Below are 19,310 nucleotides of genomic sequence, written 5' to 3'. Positions count from 1 at the left end.
TGCCCACGGCCAGGATGCCGAACCGGATTGGGGTCAATGTTCATGTCGACGGCTGATGGCCTGCTTTCGTCCGTCACCCTGGTGCTGGGCGGTGCGCGCTCGGGCAAGAGCCGCCATGCCGAGGCCCTGGTGCGCGGTGCCGGCCCCGGTCCCTGGGCCTATGTCGCGACCGCCCAGGCTTTCGACGACGAGATGCGCGAACGGATCGCCCGCCACCGCGCGGACCGGGAGGCGACGGGCCCCGGCGGCTGGCGCACGGTCGAGGCGCCGCTCGATCTTGGCGCGGCCATCGCCGCCGAGCCGGCGGCACGGCCCCTGCTGGTCGATTGCCTGACCCTGTGGCTGACCAACCTGATGCTGGGGCAGCGTGATATCGCCGCGGGCATCGATGCACTGGAGGCGGCGCTGGCGGCCCGCGGCGCGCCGAGCGTCCTCGTCGCCAACGAGGTCGGCCTCGGCATCGTGCCGGACAATGCCCTGGCCCGCGCCTTCCGCGACGAGGCGGGGCGGCTGAACCAGCGTCTGGCGGCGCGTGCGGGGCGGGTCCATTTCATCGTCGCCGGCCTGCCGATCGTGGTGAAGTGATCACGGCGGGCGATCGACTTGCGCCGCCGCGGGGTTTCGCATTTGCCTTTGCCCGGCCGGGCGGGGTAGAACGGCAGGACACGGGATACTCAGTTCGGATCGGCCATGAAGTTCCTTTTGCGCGCCCTGACCTGGTGGCACGACGCAACCATCGGCACCTCGCTGTTCACCGCCCGCAAGGGCGAAAGGGTGGGCAAGGACGATCAGGGCAATGTCTATTACCGCGAGCGCGGCGGCGACCGCCGCTGGGTGATCTACAACGGCGAGATCGAGGCGACCCGCATTCCCCCCGAATGGCATGCCTGGCTGCACGGCCTGTCCGATGCCCCGCCCTCGGAAAAGCCGCTGCCGACCAAGCCCTGGGAAAAGCCGCATCACGCCAATCTGACCGGCACCGCCGCCGCCTATCACCCGCCGGGCAGCCTGGCGGGCGAGGGGCAGCGCGCCCGCGCCGTCGGCGACTACGAAGCCTGGACTCCGAACTGAGCGCGGGGCCGGACGGGCGCGCCGCCGCCCCGATTCCGCCGCAAATTCAAGGGATAAGGGGCCCATGAGTTCCAACCTGGTCGAGACTCTGATCGGTGCCGTCGTCGTCGGCGTCGCCGCGGTCTTCCTGATCTTCGCCTATTCGAACGTCGGTCCCGCGACCGGCGGCAGCTATGGCCTGACCGCCCGCTTCGACCGGATCGACGGCCTGCCCAACGGCGCCGACGTCCGCATCAGCGGCATCAAGGTCGGCAGCGTCACCGGCCAGACCCTGGACCCGAAGACGTTCCGCGCCACGGTCCATCTCAGCATCGCCAATGCGATCGAACTGCCGGACGACAGTTCGGCCAAGGTCGCGACCGAAGGTCTGCTCGGCGGCGCCTATATCGCGATCGAGCCGGGCGGTTCCGACAAGAACCTCGGCCATGACGGCGAAATCAAATATACGCAAAGCAGCGTCGACATGATGAGCCTGATCTCCCGCGCCGTCTTCGGTTCGGGCGACGGCACGGCGCCGGCGGGCACCGGCGGTCAATGAGCGTCTCGCGCCGCTTCGGTCTCCTGCTGGCCGCCGCCCTCGCCTTCGGGGCGGGGCCCGCGGTCGCCCAGGCGCCGGAGCCGGCCCCGTCCGCCGGCGATGCGGCCCCCCCGGCCGAGGATATCCCGAGCGATGTCGAAACCCCGGCCCGTCCCGGCGCCGGCGGCGACGTGGTGGTGCCGCCCGATCCGGCAAGCCTGAAGGCCGTGGGCGTCACGCTTCAGGGCCTCGACAAGGTGACCGGCCGCACCTCGGCGATCGAGGTGCCGATGGACGGCACGGCGGCTTTCGGCACGCTGATCATCCGCCTGCGCCAGTGCATCACGGCGCCCGCCGATGAAAAGCCCGAAACCTCCGCCTTCCTGGAAATCACCGACCAGCCCCCGGGCCAGACGGCGGCGAATGTCGTGTTCTCCGGCTGGATGTTCGCGTCCAGCCCGGCCCTTTCCGCCCTGGAACACCCGGTCTACGACGTCTGGGTCAGCACCTGCCGCACGGCGCCGCACTGAGCTCTTTCATCGTTACGCATCGGCGGGCGGAATCCGAAACCGCCGGCGCCGGACAGGCGACGGGGCAGGTAAGGCTCAGGCGAGGGCCTTCAGCACGGTCTCGCCCGGCAATCCCTGGGGCAGGGCGAAGAAATCGCCGGGCGGCGCGGTCAGGGCGGCGTCCAGCTGCTGCCGATAGGCTTCGCGGGGGATTTCGATCGCGCCGAAACGCATCAGGTGGCCGGTGACGAATTGCGTGTCGAGCAGGCGGAAACCGCCGGCCCGCAGCCGGGCGACGAGATGCACGAGGGCGACCTTCGAGGCATCGGTCTCGCGGCTGAACATGCTCTCGCCGAAAAAGGCGGCGCCGAGCCGGACGCCGTAAAGCCCGCCCACCAGCCGCCCCTCCAGCCGCGTTTCCACCGAATGGGCATGGCCCAGGCGATGCAGCCCGGCATAGAGGGCGCGGATGCGATGGCTGATCCAGGTCGAGCGCCGGCCGGGGGCGGAGGCGGCGCAGGCCGCGACCACCCCTTCGAAATCCTGGTCGACGGTGACCGCGAAACGGTCGTGGCGGACGGTTTTGGTCAGGCTGCGGGGCAGGTGGAACTGGTCGAGGGGCAGGATGCCCCGCCAGTCGGGATCGACCCAGAACAGGTCGTCGTCGCGCGCATGGTCGGCCATCGGGAAGATGCCGGCGGCATAGGCGCGCAACAACAGGGCGGGGGTCAGGTCGGTCATGGTGCGGTGACACCATAAGACCCAAACGCCGCCGGCGGAAGGCCGGCGGCGTGCTGTCGTCAGTCTTCCGTCCGGGTGCGGGCGATGAACTGTTCGAGCCAGTGGATGTGATAGTCGCCGTTGACGAAATCGGTCTCGCCGATCAGGCGCTGGTGCAGCGGGATGGTGGTCTCGATGCCGCCGACGACATATTCGTCGAGCGCGCGGCGCAGGCGCATCAGGCACTCGTTCCGGCTCTTGCCGTGGATGATCAGCTTGCCGATCAGGCTGTCGTAATAGGGCGGGATGCGATAGCCGGTATAGGCTGCCGAATCGATGCGCACCCCCGGGCCGCCCGGCGGGTGGTAATCCAGGATCTGCCCGGGCGAGGGGGTGAAGGTCACCGGGTTTTCCGCATTGATGCGGCACTCGATGGCATGGCCCGCGAACTGGATGTCGTCCTGCGAGAAGGAGAGCGGCGCGCCGGCGGCGATGCGGATCTGCTCGCGCACGATGTCGATCCCGGTCACCGCCTCGGTGATCGGGTGCTCCACCTGCAGGCGGGTGTTCATCTCGATGAAGTAGAATTCCCCGTTCTCATAGAGGAATTCGACCGTGCCGACCCCGAGATAGCCGAGCTTGCGCATGGCATCGGCGACGATATTGCCGATCCGGTTGCGCTCGTCGACGTTGAGGGCGGGCGAGGGGGCTTCCTCCAGTACCTTCTGGTGGCGGCGCTGGAGCGAGCAGTCGCGCTCGCCGAGGTGGACGACATTGCCGAAACCGTCGGCGATCACCTGGATTTCGATATGCCGGGGCTGGCCGAGGTATTTCTCGATATAGACCGCATCGTCGCCGAAGGCGGCCTTGGCCTCGGACCGGGCGGTGGACAGGGCGACCGCCAGGTCGTCGAGGCTGCGGGCGACCTTCATGCCGCGCCCGCCGCCGCCCGACGCCGCCTTGATCAGCACGGGAAAGCCGATCGACTTCGCGATCTCGACCGCTTCCTCCTCGGTCGAGACGCCGCCCTCGGAGCCGGGAACGACCGGGATGCCCAGCGCCTTCGCCGTCTTCTTGGCGACGATCTTGTCGCCCATGACGCGGATGTGCTCCGGCTTCGGGCCGATGAAGGTGATGCCGTGCTCGCCGACGATCTGGGCGAAATTGGCATTTTCCGACAGGAAGCCATAGCCGGGGTGGATGGCGTCGGTATTGGTGATCTCGGCCGCCGAGATCAGCGCCGGGATATGCAGGTAGCTCTTGTTCGAGGGCGGCGGGCCGATGCAGACGCTTTCGTCCGCGAGGCGGACATGCATCGCATCCGCATCCGCCGTCGAATGCACCGCCACGGTGGCGATGCCCATTTCCTTGCAGGCGCGGTGGATGCGCAGCGCGATTTCGCCCCGGTTGGCGATCATGACCTTGTCGAACATGGGCGTCTCCCGTCCTTACTCGAGGACGACCAGGATCTCGCCATATTCGACCGGCTGGCCGTTCTCGACCGCGAGCTTCTGCACGACGCCGTCGCGCGGGCTGGGGATCGCGTTCATCGTCTTCATGGCTTCGACGATCAGCAGGGTCTGGCCCTTGCTGACCCGGTCGCCGACGCGGACGAAGCTGGCCGCCCCCGGCTCGGGCGACAGATAGGCGGTGCCGACCATGGGCGAGGTCACCGGCGTGCCGCTGACGGCGGCAGGCGCTGCGGCCGCCGGGGCAGCCGCGGCGGCAGGGGCTGCCGCGACGGCAGGGGCATGAGCCGGGGCCACAGACTGGGACGCGACGACGGTCACCTGGCGGGCGACGCGGATGGTGCTGCCACCCTCGCTCACCTCGATTTCGGTCAGGTCGGCATCGGCCAGGATCTGCGCGAGTTCGCGGATCAGCTCCTTGTCGAACGACATTTTCGCCATGAAAGGAAATCTCCAGTTCCAAAGACGGGCAAGGCGCCGGAATCGGGGGAGGGCGCCCGCCCCGTTACGCTCAGTTGCGCGCGGGCAATTCCTGGCCGATCAGGCCCTTCACCGCCTCGAGGGCGAGAAGATAGCCCTGGACCCCAAGGCCGCAGATCACGCCCCGGGCCGCCAGCGAGATATAGGAATGATGGCGGAACGCCTCGCGCTTGAAGATGTTGGACAGGTGCACCTCGATGGTCGGCACCTCGACCGCGATCAGCGCATCCATGATGGCGATCGACGTATGGGTATAGGCCCCGGCATTGATGATGATGCCGGTCGCCCGGCCCCGGGCGCCATGGATGAGGTCGATCAGCTCGCCCTCATGGTTGCTCTGGTGGAATTCGACTTCGAGGCCGAATCCCTCGCCCCAGGCTTCGACCATGGCCTTGATGCCCGCCAGCGTGTCGCGGCCGTAGATATGCGGCTCGCGCGTGCCCAGGAGGTTGAGGTTGGGTCCGTTGAGGACGAGAACGGTTGGCCGCATGTGCGCCCCTGGGCAGAGATGATGCCGGCGTGGCGCCGACATGAGTGACAAAAGCCGTTGTTCGGCTGGCGCACATTACATTGCAGTGCCATCAGGTGCAAATCCCGCTCGCCCCAATGCGTCTCAAGGGCTGCGGCGCGGGGGCAAAAGCCGCGGCCGGCCGCCGCGATCGAGGCGGAACAGGGCCCGGCCGAGCACGGCATCGGGCCTGATTCGGCCGATGCCGGCGCTGTCGACCGAGAGAAGATTGTCGCCGGCGAGGGCCAGGCTGCCCGAGGCGCCGATGCGGATGATCCGCTTCACGATCAGCCCGAGGTCCCGGTGCCGGGCGACCACCACGTCCCCGGGCCGGGGCCTGCCCCTGGTGAGGACGACGAGCAGGTCGCCGTCCTCGAGGGTCGGCGCCATGCTGCTGCCCCGGACCCGGACCAGACGCAGCATGGACGGCCTCAGAGGTCGGGATAGACGACGGCGAGCGCCGGCGGATAGGGGGCGGTGCAGCGCTTGGTCTTGACCGATTTGGTCGCCCAGAAGATTTCGGCGAATTCGTTCACCAGGTCGACCAGCTTCACCGCCGCCTCGCGCGAGACGCCCTGCCGCGCGGCGCTCGCCTGCAGCATGATGCGGTGGGTCAGCTCGTGGATCTGGGGAAAGGCCTCGAACTGCGGTGCCTTGAAGTAGTCGCCCCAGATGACGCGGACCGCCTGCTTCACCTTTTCCGCATGTTCTTCCTTCTGGGCGACGGCGCGGGCGACCGTGTTCAGGAAGGCGATGTCGTCCTCGGGCCGATGGGCGCGCCAGTCGTCCAGGATGTCGATCATGCGCACCACGGTCAGGGCGTCGATCAGGATCGGGCCCGGGTCGTAGATCTTGCAGGGAATGTCGCAATGGGCCGCGGCCTCGGCGACCAGGCCGAGGCCCTGAAGCCGGTCGAGCAGATGGGCGAATGCACGCATGCCGATATCCTTCGTCGAATCAATGCTGCTGAGGGGGATTGAGGGCGTTCAGCGCCGCCTGCCGCGCCTGCTCGACCGCGCCGGCCAGGGCCGTCTCCGGATCGCCCTGCCGCCGCATGTCGAGCAAGAGGGCGCCCAGCGCATGTTTAAGGTGGCGGACGCAGGCGAGCCGGAACGGTGGCGACAATGCGGTCGTGCCCGCCGAAGCCGACAGGATGGCAAGGGCATCGTCGAGCAGCCGGCGGGCCTCGGCCGGGCGGTTCTGGCGGTGGCGCAGGTCGGCGAGGTTCTGGTGGGCGACGTTCAGCGCCGGGGGGCCGTCCGCGGCCTGGGCGGCCAGCAGCCGGCGGGCCGCCTGCTGGGCCTCGCAATAGCAGGCATCGGCCGCCGCAAGCTCGCCCCGGCCGAAAAGCTCGTTGCCTTCGATGGTCGAGAGGCGCCATTGCCGCCGGTCTTCGACGGTGCCCCGGTCGAAGGGAGAGCCCAGTTCCAGCCTGCTCATGCGCCCGCCAGTCCCTTGCGAGGAAATCAACAGGCGCAGGGTGACATCCGCAAGACGCCGCCGGAAATCACATCCGGCGATCAACCCTTCAGCGGTGGCGTTCGAGCACTTTCTGGACGACCTGGAACAGGGCGGTGAAATCGACCGGCTTCGAGACGTAATCGTCCATCCCGGCCTCGATATAGCGTTCGCGGTCGCCGCGCATGGCATGCGCCGTGACGGCGATGATCGGGACATTGCCGTGGGGCGGCGGCAGCTTGCGGATTTCGGCCGTCGCCTGGATGCCGTCCATCTCGGGCATGCGGACATCCATCAGGATCAGGTCGAAGACCTGCTGGCGGGCTTTCTCCACCGCCTCGACGCCGTCGTTCGCCAGCGTCACCCGGTGCCCGGCGGTGCCGAGCCGGGCGACCATCAGCTTCTGATTATAGGGGTGATCCTCGGCGACCAATATATTCAAGGACTTGTTGCCCAGGTCCTCGCTTCGCGCCTCGGAACGCAGGCGATCCTGGGTGCTGGGGCCGCCGTAGGATTCGGTTTCGACCACGTCGAAGGGCAGGGTGACCCAGAAGGTGGAGCCGCGCCCCGGCGCGCTGGCAAGGCCGATATGCCCGCCCATCATCTCGGTCAGCTGGCGGCAGATCGCCAGCCCGAGGCCGGAGCCGCCATAGGTGCGCGCGGTCGCCGTGTCGGCCTGTTCGAACTTGCGGAACAGGCGGCTTTGCACGTCCTCCGCGATGCCGATGCCCGAATCCTTGACCTCGAAGCGCAGCACGATCTTCTCGCCCATCGAGGCTTCCCGCTTCACCCGCAGGGCGACGAAGCCGGACGAGGTGAATTTCACCGCGTTGGAGACGAGGTTGACCAGGATCTGGCGCAGCCGGTCCGGATCGCCGATCAGGGCGGAGACGCCCCGGAGGTCGTTGGTGACGAAGAATTCCAGGCCCTTGCGGTTGGCCTGGCTTTCCCAGATGGCGGCGATGCCGTCCAGCACTTCGTTCGGATCGAAGGGGCGGTCGTAAAGCTCGAAGCGGCCGGCCTCGATCTTCGAAAGGTCGAGGATATTGTTCAGCAGGGTGAGCAGGGTCTCGCCCGATTTCTGCACCGCCTCGGCATAGTCGCGCTGGTCGGCGGTCAGCGGCGTGTCGAGCAGGAGGCCGGTCATGCCCAGGATGCCGTTCATCGGCGTGCGCAGTTCATGGCTCATGGTGGCCAGGAATTCGGATTTCGCCCTGTTCGCCGCCTCGGCCTGCTTGGCCGTGCTGACCGCCTCCATCGCGGTCTTCCGCTCCGAAATGTCGCGGATGATGCCGACATAGACCCGGCCGCCGTCGGTGATCGCCTCGCCGACTGACAGTTCCATCGGGAAGGTGCTGCCGTCCTTCCGCTGGCCCACCACCTCGCGGCCGATGCCGATGATCTTGCGCACGCCCGTGCGCTGGTAATTGGTGATATAGCTGTCGTGTTCCTGCCGGTAGGGAGCGGGCATGAGCATGCGGACGTTGCGTCCGGCCACTTCCCCCGGGGCATAGCCGAACAGGCGCTCGCAGGCCGGGTTGTAGATCTGCACGTTGCCGTCGGCATCGATGATGATCAGGCCGTCGACGGCGGTCTCGATCACCGCGCGCATCTTGGCTTCCGAGGCGCGGAGCGCTTCCTCGGCGTGCTTGCGCTCCGAAATGTCGCGGATGATGCCGACATAGACGATGTCGCCGTCGGCCGCGGCCTCGCCCACCGAAAGCTCCATCGGGAAGGTGCTGCCGTCCTTCCGCTGGCCCAGCACCTCGCGGCCGATGCCGATGATCTTGCGCACGCCGGTGCGGCGGTAATTGTCCAGATAGCCGTCGTGCTCCACCCGATAGGGGGCGGGCATCAGCATGCGGACATTGTGGCCGAGCACGTCCTGCGGGGTATAGCCGAACAGTTTCTCGCAGGCGGAGTTGAACAGTTTGATCGAGCCCAGGCGGTCGATGATGATGATGCCGTCCACCGCCGTATCGATGACCGCCTTCAGTTGGATGGCACTGCTTTCCACGATCCTCACCTTAACGCGCGGCTGGCCGATAAACCGGGGCAGCTTGGCATGATGCGCTCACCAAAAGGTTAACTCCGGCCCGGGGATCGCCTATATCTCTGCCGTCGGTTGCAAGCATGGAATCGGTGGGAGCGCGAGGCGGACATGAACATCACGGTCAACGGCGATCAACTGGCGCTTTCCGGTCCCTCGACGGTGGCCGGCCTGATCGCCCGGCTCGGGCTCGACCAGGGCAAGGTCGCGGTCGAACGCAATCTCGAAATCGTGCCGCGCTCGACCTATGGCGACGTGCAGCTGGCCGAGGGCGACCGTATCGAGATCGTCCATTTCATCGGCGGCGGCAGCGGGGCGGCCGCTGCGGACGAGGATCCCTTCTTCGTTGCCGGGCGGCGCTTCACCTCGCGCCTGCTGGTCGGCACCGGCAAATACAAGGATTTCGAGGAAACCCGCGACGCCATCGCGGCGTCCGGCGCCGAAATCGTCACGGTCGCGGTGCGTCGGGTCAATCTGGCGACACCGGGCGCCCCCATGCTGGTCGATTACCTCGACCCCAAGGTCTATACCTTCCTGCCCAATACCGCGGGCTGCTATACCGCCGAGGATGCGGTGCGCACCCTGCGCCTGGCGCGCGAGGCGGGGGGCTGGAACCTCGTGAAGCTCGAAGTGCTGGGCAATATCAAGACCCTTTACCCGGACATGGCGGAAACCCTGAAGGCGGCCGAGGTCCTGGTGAAGGAAGGCTTCGACGTCATGGTCTATTGTTCCGACGACCCGATCGCGGCCAAGCGCCTTGAAGAGATCGGCTGCTGCGCGATCATGCCGCTGGCGGCGCCCATCGGTTCCGGCCTCGGGGTGCAGAACCCGGTCAACATCCGCCTGATCATCGAGGCGGCGAAAGTGCCGGTCCTCGTCGATGCCGGGGTCGGCACGGCGTCGGATGCGGCGGTCGCCATGGAACTCGGCTGCGAGGCGGTCCTGATGAACACCGCGATCGCCGAGGCAAAGAACCCGATCCTGATGGCCCGCGCCATGAAGGCGGCGATCGAGGCCGGGCGGCTGGCCTATCGCGCCGGGCGCATGCCGCGGAAATTCTACGCCGACCCGAGTTCGCCCCTGGCCGGGCTGATCTGACGTCCGGTCACCCCGATCAGTCGCCGAACAGGGCCATCTGGCCGCCGCGGTCGAGGGGCGGGCGGAAGCGGGTGACGTCGAGCGCGTGGCGCCTGGTGTCGAGGCCGAGACGGGTGCAGGCGAGGCGGAAACGCTGGGCGATCATCTCGGCATAGGCGCCCTGGCCGTGCTGGCGGGTGCCGAATTCGGCGCTGTTCAGCTGGCCGTCGCGGATATCCCGGACGAGCGCGAGCACCCGGGGCGCCCGTTCCGGCAGGGCGGCGGCCAGCCATTCCTGGAACAGGTCCTTGATCTCCAGCGGCAGGCGCAACAGCACATAGGAGGCGAAGCCGGCGCCGGCCTTGGCCCCGGCGTCGAGGATCGCCTCGGTCTCGTGGTCGGTCAGGCCGGGGATGATGGGGGCGGTGATGACGCCGGTCGGAATGCCGGCCCCGGCCAGGGCGCGGATCGCCTCCAGGCGCCTTTCGGGCGTTGCCGCCCGGGGTTCCATGCGCCGGGCGAGACGGCGGTCGAGGGTGGTGACCGAAAGGGCGACCCGGGCGAGATTGCGCTGCGCCATGCGACCCAGGATATCGATGTCGCGCTGGACCAGGGCGGATTTGGTGACGATGGTGACCGGGTGGTTCCAGCGTTCCAGCACGTCCAGGATGGCGCGGGTGATTTCCAGCTTCTTGTCGATCGGCTGATAGGGATCGGTATTGGTGCCCATGGCGATCGGCTTGCAGCGGTAGCTTTTGACGCCCAGTTCCGCTTCCAGCAGGCGGGCGGCATCGGGCTTGAAGAACAGCCGGCTTTCGAAATCGAGGCCCGGCGAAAGCCCCAGCCAGGCATGGGTGGGGCGGGCGTAGCAATAGGTGCAGCCGTGCTCGCAGCCCCGATAGGCATTGATCGAACGGTCGAAGCCGAGGTCCGGGCTGTCGTTCCTTGAGATGACGCTTTGCGCCTTGTCGGGCTGGACCGTGGTGTGCAGGCGCGGTGCCGGTTCATCCAGGTTGCCCCAGCCGTCGTCCAGGGCCACCCGGCGCTGGGTCTCGAAGCGGCCGGAGGCGTTGGACAGGGTGCCGCGCCCGGCGCCGGCGTCCTTGTCGGCCGTGGCCTTGCCGTCCCGGCGGCCGCGCGGCGCCTCCGCCGCTTCGCCGCGAACGAAGACGGGGCGGGGAGACGGGGGGCGCTTGGCCGGTATGGTCGGAGGGGAAGCCATGAAAAGAACATGGCATGAACAGAACAAAAAGAGAACATTAAAATCGGAAAAAACGCCGGCCCGGGCTCAGAAGCGGTCCATCAACTCGACGAAATTGCAGGGGCGGAAGCGGCTGTCGAGCTGGGTCTTCAGGATGTCGTCCCAGGCATCCCGGCAGGCGGAGGGCGAGCCGGGCAGGGCGAACAGCAGGGTGCGCCCGGCGATGCCGGCGACCGCGCGCGACTGGATCGTCGAGGTGCCGATCTTGGCGTAGGAGAGCCAGCGGAACAATTCGCCGAAACCGTCGATCTCCTTCTCGAACAGGGTGCGGAAAGCCTCGGGCGTCACGTCGCGCCGGGTGATGCCGGTGCCGCCGGTCGCGATCACCACCTCGATCGCGGGATCGGCGATCCAGGCCTGGACCTGGCCGATGATGGCCGGCTGGTCGTCGGTGACGATGGCGCGGGCGGCCAGGATATGTCCGGCGCCGGTGAGGCGTTCGACCAGCGTATCGCCCGAGCGGTCCTCGGCCGGGCCGCGGGTATCGGAGATAGTGAGAACGGCGATGCGGACCGGGCGGAAGGCCCGGCTTTCGTCAACCGGCATTGCGTTTCGTGCCTGTGCGGATGGCTTCCCGGTCCTGGGGGACATAGATCGGCCAGGCGCCGCTGGCGGCGGCGTCCAGCGTTTCCAGGGTCTGGCCCAGGCGGGCCTGATAGATCCAGAAATTGGCCAGGATCCGCTCGATGAACAGGCGGGTCTCGCCGGCCGGAATGCTTTCGATGAAGAGCAGGGGATCGCCGTTGAAGCGCACCTCGGCCAGCCAGCGTTCCGCGGCGCCGGGCCCGGCGTTATAGGCGGCGGCGACCAGGAACAGGTTGTTGCCGATGCTGCCGTTCGCCATCAGCATCTCGATATAGGCTTGGCCGAGGCTGAGGTTGGTGCCGGGATCGGTCAGGTTCTTCAGCTTGCGGTCCAGTTCGATGCCCCGGCGGTCGGCGACGATCCGCGCCGTCGCCGGCATCAATTGCATCAGGCCGACGGCGCCCACCGGGCTGCGGGCATGGGTATTGAAGCCGGATTCCTGCTTGGCGAAGGCAAACAGCAGGGCGCGGTCGATGCGCAAGCCCTCGCTCGGGCGCCATTCGGGCACGGGATAGCGGCCGTTGCCGTGGGTCGCCGGATCGATCAGGCCGAGGCGGACGGCCAGGGCGTCGATACCCGAGGTTTCGGTCGGCGACAGCGTCGCGCGCAGCAGGCCGAGTTCGGCGCTGGCAAGGTCCGGCTGGCCGATGGCGGCCAGCGCCGCCGCCCGCTGCACGGCGGGATCGAAGGCAAGGGCGTGAAGGGCGCGGGCATCGATCTGGTCGAGGTCCGGGGTCGCGGCGATATCGCGGCCGAGCAGCCGCGTCGCCATCAGGCCGTAGAAGGTGTTCGGATATTGCGCGGCCCGGGTCAGGTGATCCAGCACCCGTTCCGGCCGGCCGGCGATGAGATCGGCCCGCGCGGCCCAGAAGGCGGCGGCCGAGGCGACCCAGACCGAGACGGTCTCGGCCTCCGCCAGGGCGGCGAAGTGGATGCCGGCCCGGGCCGGTTCGCCCAGGCGCCAGGCGGCGAGCCCGGCGGTCCAATCGGCCATCGGCACGTCGGCGCGCGACCGGTCGGCGACGCCGGCGGCCATCTCATAGGCCGCGCGGTCGTCGCCCATGCGGTAATAGTGGCGGGCGATGTCGGCGCGGGCGAATTCCTGTTCCAGGGGATCGAGACGGCCACCCACCCGGGGCTCGTCCAGCAATTGCGCCGCCTGGTCCGGGCGGTCGGCGCGCAGCGCCGCGGCGATCCGGGGCGAGACCGAGCGTTCCCGCGCCGCATTGGGCCGGCCCCGCGGCTCCAGCGGCATGACGTCGAGGGGCGAATCCATCAGGGCGAAGACGCGGGCATTGCCGATCGGGCGCAGGAAGCGGCTGCCGTCGTCGCCGGCGCCGGCCGGATTGGCCGCGGCGGCCAGCGCCTCGATATCCTCCGCCCCCGGCAGTTCGGCATAGGCGGCGATCCAGGACGCCAGTTCGCCGGTGCCGGCACTGTAGCGCGCGGTATCGAGATAGCGCAGGCGCATCAGGTGCCCGACCAGCATCAGATCGCTCAATTCGGCGACCTGGCGGTCCGCCTCGGCGAAATCGCCCCGCTCCTGCGCGTCGAAGGCGGCGCGGTAGCGCTTCAGGTCCGGGGCGGAAAGATTATGCAGGGGCTTCAGGCCCGGCGCCGGCGGGGCGACCACGGTGCCGGCGTCGCTGGCGGCCCGGGCCGCGGCAAGGGGGCCGAAGGCGAGACCCGCAGCCAGCGCAAGCACAAGCGCCGTCCCGGACGCACGCCGGAACGCAGCCCCACCCCGTACGGGCAGCCGCCCTGAAGCCATGGATCCCCCAATACCCAACTCAGCCCTTGGCCAAGGTAACCCAGGCCGGCATCGCGCGCCAAGACGGTATCTACGGAAGCAGGCGCGGAATTCAGGGATTTCCACCGTCGAGGCGGCGTTTGACGGCCAGGAAATCGCGCCAGGCCTCGCGCTTGGCCTGGGGCTGGCGCAGCAGATAGGCCGGGTGCAGGGTGGGCAGGGCGGGGATGCCCTCGACCTCGTGCCAGCGCCCGCGCAGCCGGGTGATGCCTTCGGACGTGCCGAGCAAGGTCGCCGCCGGCGTGCCGCCGAGCAGGATGAGGACTTTCGGCCGGGCCAGTTGGATCAGGCGCTCGACGAAGGGCTTGCAGGTCGCGGTCTCGACCGGATCGGGCTTGCGGTTGGCGGGCGGGCGCCAGAACAGGATATTGGCGATATAGGCGTCGCGGCCGCGGTCGCGCCCGATGGCGGCCAGCATGCGGTCCAGCAATTGCCCGGCGCGGCCGACGAAGGGGCGGCCCAGGCGGTCCTCGTCCGCCCCCGGCGCCTCGCCGACCAGGAGCAGGTCGGCGCCGAAAATCCCGTCCGCGATCACCGTGTTCATGGCCCCGGCCTTCAGCGGGCAGCCGTCGAAGGCCCGAATCGCCGCTTCCAGTGCTGCTATATCGTCGCAGGCGGCGGCGATCTGGCGGGCGCTGGCGATCGCGGCGCTTTCGGCCCCGGTTTCGCGCCCCTGGGGCGGCAGGATCGGCACCGCCGGCGCCGCGGGCCGGAAAGACGCTGCGGCGACAGGGGCTTCCGGGGCCGCGGGGGGCCTCGGCGCCTGCCGGCGGGAGGTCTCGAAGCGGTCGATCGCGACGTCGCCGATGACCTCGTCGACCCCGGCCGACAGGTACCATTCGAGGATAGTCCCGATTTCAGTGATTTGATCCATGGATTGACAATAGCACTATCGTTATGTTCCCGCTTCACAACATCGGGGCCGTCAAGGCCGGGCCAGCTATTGACAGTGAATTGCGGGGTTAGGAGGAGCTTGATGGAACGCGAGGCGATGGAGTTCGATGTGGTCATTGTCGGCGCAGGGCCGGCGGGCCTGTCGGCGGCGATCAGATTCAAGCAGCTCTGTGCCGAGCAAGGGAAGGACTACACCGTCTGCGTGATCGAGAAGGGCTCCGAGGTCGGCGCCCATATTCTCTCGGGCGCGGTGCTCGACCCCAAGGCGCTGAACGAGCTGCTGCCGGACTGGAAGGAGCGCGGCGCGCCCCTGAACACGCCGGTCACCGAAGACCAGTGGCTGTTCCTGACCGAGAAGAAGTCGCTGTCCTATCCGGCCTTCGTCCTGCCCTCGTTCATGCACAACCACGGCAATTATATCGTCAGCCTGGGCAATGTCTGCCGCTGGCTGGCGGCCCAGGCGGAAGAACTCGGGGTCGAGATCTACCCGGGCTTCGCCGCCGCCGAAGTGCTCTATCACGAGGACGGCTCGGTGAAGGGCGTCGCCACCGGCGACATGGGCATCGGCCGCGACGGCCACCACAAGGACAGCTATACGCCGGGCGTCGAGCTTCACGCCAAATATACGTTCTTCGCCGAGGGCGTGCGCGGCAATCTGTCGAAGCAGATCATCGCCCACTATAACCTCCGCGAGGGCAAGCAGCCGCAGACCTACGGCATCGGCATCAAGGAACTGTGGCAGATCGATCCGGCCAAGCATCGCCAGGGCCTCGCCCTCCATGCCCAGGGCTGGCCGCTGGACCGCCGGACCGCCGGCGGCGCCTTCCTCTATCATCTCGAGGACAATCAGGTCGCGGTCGGCTATGTCGTCGCCCTCGATTATTGGAATCCCTATCTCTCGCCCTTCGAGGAATTCCAGCGCTTCAAGACCCACCCCGCCATCCGCCATTTCTTCGAGGGCGGCAAGCGCATCGCCTATGGCGCCCGCGCGATCAACGAGGGCGGCTACCAGTCGATCCCGAAGCTGATCTTCCCGGGCGGGGCGCTGATCGGCTGTTCCGCCGGCTTCGTCAACGTGCCGCGCATCAAGGGCAGCCACAATGCCATGAAGACCGGCATGATGGCCGCCGAAGCCGCCTTCGAGGCGCTGGAGGCGGGCCGCGAGGGTCATGACGAGCTGACCGAATACGCCAACAAGTTCTCGACCTCCTGGGTCCACGACGAACTGTTCAAGGTGCGGAACGCCCGCCCGGCCCTGAAGTGGGGCACCCTGAAGGGGACGATCTACGGCGGCTTCGACATGTGGATGAGCCATCTCGGCCTTCCCCTGCCGTGGACCCTCGGCCATCATCCGGACAACACCAGCCTGGTGAAGGCCAAGGATGCGCCGAAGATCGATTACCCGAAGCCGGACGGCAAGGTGACCTTCGATCGCCTGTCCTCGGTGTTCCTGTCGAACACCAACCACGAGGAAGACCAGCCGATCCACCTGACCTTGAAGAACCCGGACGTGCCCGTCAGCATCAACCTGGCGGAATACGACGCGCCGGAGCAGCGCTATTGCCCGGCCGGCGTCTATGAGATCGTCGGCCAGGACAAGGGCGAGCCGCGGTTGCAGATCAACGCGCAGAACTGCGTCCACTGCAAGACCTGCGACATCAAGGACCCGACCCAGAACATCAACTGGGTGGTGCCGGAAGGCGGCGGCGGCCCGAACTATCCGAATATGTAACGCGACGAACCCCGCCGGCCCGCCGGCGGGGTTTTCGTTTTCGGGGGGCCGGAACGGCGCGGGTGTCGGGGCCCGGCCGTTCCGGCCGTCGCCGGGGGCCCTTGCGGGCGGCTGATGGCCCCGGCGAGAGGGGCGGGGGGCAAGGAGCCGCCGGTGGTCCGGCAGCCCCCGCCGCGATAGCCTGCCTGACCCTTCAGGTCATCACGAAGCCGGGATAGCCGCCGTCCGCCACTTCGAGGCATTTCGCACGATAGGTGCCGACCCCGCCGGTATAGGACAGCACCCGCCGCGGCTTGCCCGGCACGTTGGAGCCGACGTACCAGGAGTTGGTCTTGGCGATCAGGGTCGCATTCGCCGTCTCGTCATGGTGGCGGACCCATTCGTCTTCGGCTGCGGCCGAAGGTTCGACCACCGAGCGGCCGAGGTCGCGCAGATAGGTGATGCAATCGGTGATCCATTCCGTCTGCTGTTGCAGGCAGGTGGTCATGTTGCACAGCGCGGCCGAGGGCGCGAGGGGGGCGCCGGTCATGAACAGATTGGGGTAGCCGTGCACCTGCATGCCGAGGGTGGTGCGGATGTCCCGGCCCCAGTCCTCCTTCAGGGAACGGCCGCCGCGGCCCCGGATGTCGATCCGGGCAAGGGCGCCCGAGCCGGCGTCGAAGCCGGTGGCCAGGATGATGACGTCCAGTTCGTGCAGGGTGCCGTCGGCCAGGCGGATGCCTTCCGGCACCACTTCGGCGATCGGGTTGTCGCGCACGCTGACCGCCTCGACGTCGTCGCGGTGATAGACTTCGAGGTAATTGGTCTCGAGCGGCACGCGATGGGTGCCGAAGCCATAGTCCTGCGGCACCAGGAGGTCGATCAGCCGGGGGTCCTTCAGGCGGGCGCGCATCTTTTCCCGCACGAATTCCGAAACCTCCTCGCTCACCGCCTCGTCCGAGAAGATTTCGGCGAAGGAGGCGAGCCAGAGCTTGAGCGAGCCGTTGGCATGGATCTCTTCCAGCCGGGCGCGGCGCTGCGCCGGGGTGAGATCGGCCCAGGCATTCTCGAAATCATATTCGAAGCCGGTGAAGGTGCGCGGCAGGTTCTGGCGCAATTCGTCGAAGCGGGCCTTGTAGGCCTTTTCCTCGGCCGGGCCGAATTTCGGGTTCTTCATCGGCAGCACATATTGCGGCGTGCGGATGAAGACCTTCAGGTGGCCGGCCTCGCCGGCGATGGTCTGGATGACCTGGATGCCGGTGGCGCCGATGCCGACCACGCCCACCCGCTTGCCGGTGAAGTCGAGCGCTTCCTTGGGCCAGCGGGCGGTGTGGAAGATCCGGCCCGTGAAGCGATCCTGGCCGGGAAAGCGGTTTTCCAGCGGCGCCGAAAGCATGCCGCAGCAGCCGATCAGGAACTGGGTGTCGAAGGTCTCGCCCCGGTTGGTGCGCACGGTCCAGCGGCCCCGCGCCTCGTCGTAGACGGCCGAGGTGACGGTGGTCGAGAAGCGGAAATCCTTCCGCAGGTCCAGCCGGTCGGCGATGTAATGCAGCCAGCGCTCGATTTCCGGCTGGCCGGGGAAGCGCTCGCTCCAGGTCCAGTCCTTATAGAGGCCTTCGTCGAAGAGATACTGGTAGATGTAGGATTCGGAATCGAATTTCGCCCCCGGATAGCGGTTCCAGTACCAGGTGCCGCCCACGTCGCTGGCCGTGTCGAGGCCGAGCACGGTCAGCCCTTCGCGGCGCAATTGGTGCAATTGGTAAAGGCCGGCGACGCCGGCGCCGATCACCAGGGCGTCGAGGGTTTCCGGGGCCCTGGTCGTGGTCCCGGCTTCACTGGTTGCGCTTGTCATCTCTTCATGCCTCCCGTTTTCCTGTTCCAGCCGGCCACCGTCTTGTCGTCGCGGCGGGCCTTTGCCACGGAAAAGCCTAGTGAGGAGGGGGATGGGGGGCTTGTCGGATCCGGCGGCAATTCTTGTACGATCGGGACCGGCGGCGCCGCTCTCGTCCTAAAGGACAAGGGCCGGCCGGTTGTGCAGGCCGGCCATCGCCCCTAGCATCGGCCGAAAAGGGGAAGGAAACCCGGCCATGCTGCAAGATGCGCTTCTCTTCGATGGCGCGGGGCGGCCCGTCGCCGGACAGGGGCGAACCTACTCCCGCGATTGGGACGAGGTGCAGGACTTCTGCCGCAAGGTCTATATGCCCTACAAGGTACGGCCCACGGGCCGCCTGCTGCAACCGGACGCGACCATGCGCCAGGCCGCGGTCGCGCGGGTCACGGTCACCCGCTTTTCCTATGGCGTGCCCATCCATCTCAGCGAATTCGATCCCGGCGCCGGGAATATCCTGGTCCTCAACACGCTGCGCGGCAGCCTGCGCCATCTGTGCGAGGGGCCGAACGATGCGGTGACCCGGGCCGGCGACAGTTTCGTGGTCGATTGCAGCCGCACCGACTATTGGCTGGATGGCGACGAGAACCACATGCAGCTGAACCTGACCATCCCGCACGACGTGGTTGCCGAGGTGGCGCACCGCTGGTTCGATTTCGTGCCGGACGACCGGCTCTGGACCAAGCGCCTTGCGTTCGGCGGTTATGGTTCGCGCTGGCAGTACCTGCTGTCCTATGTCGTCCAGGCGGTCGACCCGGTGCGCGGACGGGTGCGCAGCGATGCGCTCGCCCGCCACCTCGAGGAAATGCTCTGCCTCGAATTGCTGGAAACCTGGGCCGCCGGGGCCGGCGTCTCGCTGAAGGACGGCGCCCGGGCGGCGGCGCCCTATTACGTGCGCGAGGCGGAGGAGATCATGGCCCGCGAGGCCCGGGATCCGCCCGCCATCGGCGCCATCGCCGTGCGGGTGGGCGTGTCCGCCCGCACCCTGTCGGAAGGGTTCCAGCGCTTTCGCGGCATTTCGCCCCGCAGCTTCCTGCGGGCCCGGCGCCTGGAGGGGTTCCGCACCGCGCTGGAGAGGGCGCAGCCGGGCGAGACGGTGACCACCATCGCGACCGACTGGGGCTATGTGAATTTCGGCGCCCTGGCCGTCGCCTATCGCGAGCGCTTCGGCGAGCGGCCGTCGCAGACGCTCGCCCGGACGATGGCGAAAGTCTAGATCCCTGCCGATTGCGGACAGGCGGCGCCGGTCGCGGACAGCAGGGCGGCGGATTTCGGCCCACCCTTGCCGGACATAAAAACCAC

20 protein-coding genes are annotated in these 19,310 nt (G+C 68.0%); 7 read left to right on the top strand and 13 right to left on the bottom strand.

Going from position 1 to position 19,310, the window contains the following annotated elements; translation table 11 throughout:
- Positions 1-42: 42 nt before the first annotated feature.
- The 4 genes from cobU to DKG75_RS05695 all read left to right on the top strand — a co-directional run bounded on the left by cobU (position 43) and on the right by DKG75_RS05695 (position 2,118).
- Positions 43-585, top strand: a complete 543-nt coding sequence (gene cobU / locus DKG75_RS05710) for a bifunctional adenosylcobinamide kinase/adenosylcobinamide-phosphate guanylyltransferase (RefSeq protein WP_109920167.1) — start codon at positions 43-45, stop codon at positions 583-585.
- A 105-nt stretch (positions 586-690) separates the two neighbouring features.
- Positions 691-1,071, top strand: a complete 381-nt coding sequence (locus DKG75_RS05705) for an NADH:ubiquinone oxidoreductase subunit NDUFA12 (protein ID WP_109920067.1) — start codon at positions 691-693, stop codon at positions 1,069-1,071.
- Between the two features lie 64 nt (positions 1,072-1,135).
- A complete protein-coding gene (mlaD, locus tag DKG75_RS05700) occupies positions 1,136-1,609 on the top strand; it encodes an outer membrane lipid asymmetry maintenance protein MlaD (protein ID WP_109920066.1) in 474 nt (157 codons plus the stop codon).
- Positions 1,606-2,118 (top strand): DUF2155 domain-containing protein, encoded by a 513-nt coding sequence (locus DKG75_RS05695; RefSeq protein WP_109920065.1) that lies wholly within the window; start codon positions 1,606-1,608, stop codon positions 2,116-2,118. The genes mlaD and DKG75_RS05695 overlap by 4 nt, the downstream gene beginning before the upstream one ends.
- Positions 2,119-2,193: 75 nt before the next feature.
- Here the strand turns inward: DKG75_RS05695 and aat are convergent, their stop codons facing one another.
- From aat to DKG75_RS05655, 8 genes are all read right to left on the bottom strand, one after another.
- Complete coding sequence (gene aat, locus DKG75_RS05690; RefSeq protein ID WP_109920064.1) at positions 2,194-2,838, bottom strand: leucyl/phenylalanyl-tRNA--protein transferase; 645 nt, start codon at positions 2,836-2,838, stop codon at positions 2,194-2,196.
- A 59-nt stretch (positions 2,839-2,897) separates the two neighbouring features.
- The gene (accC, locus tag DKG75_RS05685; protein ID WP_109920063.1) at positions 2,898-4,250 is read right to left on the bottom strand and encodes an acetyl-CoA carboxylase biotin carboxylase subunit; all 1,353 of its coding nucleotides are present in this window, start codon (positions 4,248-4,250) and stop codon (positions 2,898-2,900) included.
- Positions 4,251-4,265: 15 nt separating this feature from the next.
- Positions 4,266-4,727, bottom strand: coding sequence for an acetyl-CoA carboxylase biotin carboxyl carrier protein (accB, locus tag DKG75_RS05680; protein ID WP_166646353.1), 462 nt, complete (start codon positions 4,725-4,727; stop codon positions 4,266-4,268).
- Between the two features lie 70 nt (positions 4,728-4,797).
- Positions 4,798-5,256: a type II 3-dehydroquinate dehydratase gene (gene aroQ, locus DKG75_RS05675; protein ID WP_109920062.1), complete on the bottom strand. Its 459-nt coding sequence runs from the start codon at positions 5,254-5,256 to the stop codon at positions 4,798-4,800.
- Between the two features lie 123 nt (positions 5,257-5,379).
- Entirely contained in the window at positions 5,380-5,697 is a 318-nt protein-coding gene (locus tag DKG75_RS05670; RefSeq protein WP_208111952.1) for a S24/S26 family peptidase, read from the bottom strand.
- Positions 5,698-5,705: 8 nt separating this feature from the next.
- Positions 5,706-6,212 carry a superoxide dismutase, Ni gene (sodN, locus tag DKG75_RS05665; protein ID WP_109920061.1) on the bottom strand — a complete coding sequence of 169 codons (507 nt, stop codon included), beginning with the start codon at positions 6,210-6,212 and terminating at the stop codon, positions 5,706-5,708.
- Between the two features lie 19 nt (positions 6,213-6,231).
- A complete protein-coding gene (locus DKG75_RS05660) occupies positions 6,232-6,714 on the bottom strand; it encodes a hypothetical protein (RefSeq protein ID WP_109920060.1) in 483 nt (160 codons plus the stop codon).
- Positions 6,715-6,802: 88 nt separating this feature from the next.
- Positions 6,803-8,749, bottom strand: coding sequence for a PAS domain S-box protein (locus tag DKG75_RS05655; RefSeq protein ID WP_133636789.1), 1,947 nt, complete (start codon positions 8,747-8,749; stop codon positions 6,803-6,805).
- 144 nt (positions 8,750-8,893) lie between these two features.
- Between DKG75_RS05655 and thiS the strand changes: the two genes are divergently transcribed.
- Positions 8,894-9,880 carry a sulfur carrier protein ThiS gene (thiS, locus tag DKG75_RS05650; RefSeq protein WP_109920058.1) on the top strand — a complete coding sequence of 329 codons (987 nt, stop codon included), beginning with the start codon at positions 8,894-8,896 and terminating at the stop codon, positions 9,878-9,880.
- Positions 9,881-9,896: 16 nt separating this feature from the next.
- On the opposite strand, the gene DKG75_RS05645 is transcribed toward thiS, so the two are convergent.
- The 4 genes from DKG75_RS05645 to DKG75_RS05630 form a co-directional block, all read right to left on the bottom strand.
- Positions 9,897-11,081, bottom strand: a complete 1,185-nt coding sequence (locus tag DKG75_RS05645; protein WP_109920057.1) for a PA0069 family radical SAM protein — start codon at positions 11,079-11,081, stop codon at positions 9,897-9,899.
- Positions 11,082-11,147: 66 nt separating this feature from the next.
- Positions 11,148-11,666 (bottom strand): molybdenum cofactor biosynthesis protein B, encoded by a 519-nt coding sequence (gene moaB, locus DKG75_RS05640; RefSeq protein ID WP_109920056.1) that lies wholly within the window; start codon positions 11,664-11,666, stop codon positions 11,148-11,150.
- Positions 11,656-13,410, bottom strand: a complete 1,755-nt coding sequence (locus tag DKG75_RS23710) for a lytic transglycosylase domain-containing protein (protein ID WP_109920055.1) — start codon at positions 13,408-13,410, stop codon at positions 11,656-11,658. Before DKG75_RS23710 ends, moaB begins: the two co-directional genes overlap by 11 nt.
- Positions 13,411-13,567: 157 nt before the next feature.
- On the bottom strand, positions 13,568-14,389 hold the full coding sequence (locus DKG75_RS05630; RefSeq protein ID WP_109920054.1) for a uracil-DNA glycosylase: 822 nt from the start codon (positions 14,387-14,389) through the stop codon (positions 13,568-13,570).
- 102 nt (positions 14,390-14,491) lie between these two features.
- Here DKG75_RS05630 and DKG75_RS05625 point away from each other — a divergent pair, with 102 nt between their 5' ends.
- A complete protein-coding gene (locus DKG75_RS05625; protein WP_208111951.1) occupies positions 14,492-16,141 on the top strand; it encodes an electron transfer flavoprotein-ubiquinone oxidoreductase in 1,650 nt (549 codons plus the stop codon).
- A gap of 193 nt (positions 16,142-16,334) precedes the next feature.
- Here the strand turns inward: DKG75_RS05625 and DKG75_RS05620 are convergent, their stop codons facing one another.
- Complete coding sequence (locus DKG75_RS05620; RefSeq protein WP_109920052.1) at positions 16,335-17,972, bottom strand: flavin-containing monooxygenase; 1,638 nt, start codon at positions 17,970-17,972, stop codon at positions 16,335-16,337.
- 235 nt (positions 17,973-18,207) lie between these two features.
- Here DKG75_RS05620 and DKG75_RS05615 point away from each other — a divergent pair, with 235 nt between their 5' ends.
- Positions 18,208-19,224 carry an AraC family transcriptional regulator gene (locus tag DKG75_RS05615; RefSeq protein ID WP_109920051.1) on the top strand — a complete coding sequence of 339 codons (1,017 nt, stop codon included), beginning with the start codon at positions 18,208-18,210 and terminating at the stop codon, positions 19,222-19,224.
- Positions 19,225-19,310: the final 86 nt, after the last annotated feature.

The organism is Zavarzinia compransoris (assembly GCF_003173055.1).
Lineage (GTDB): Bacteria > Pseudomonadota > Alphaproteobacteria > Zavarziniales > Zavarziniaceae > Zavarzinia > Zavarzinia compransoris.
The sequence above is the reverse complement of the archived record's forward strand: the minus strand, read 5'-3'. Positions and strand labels throughout refer to the sequence as shown.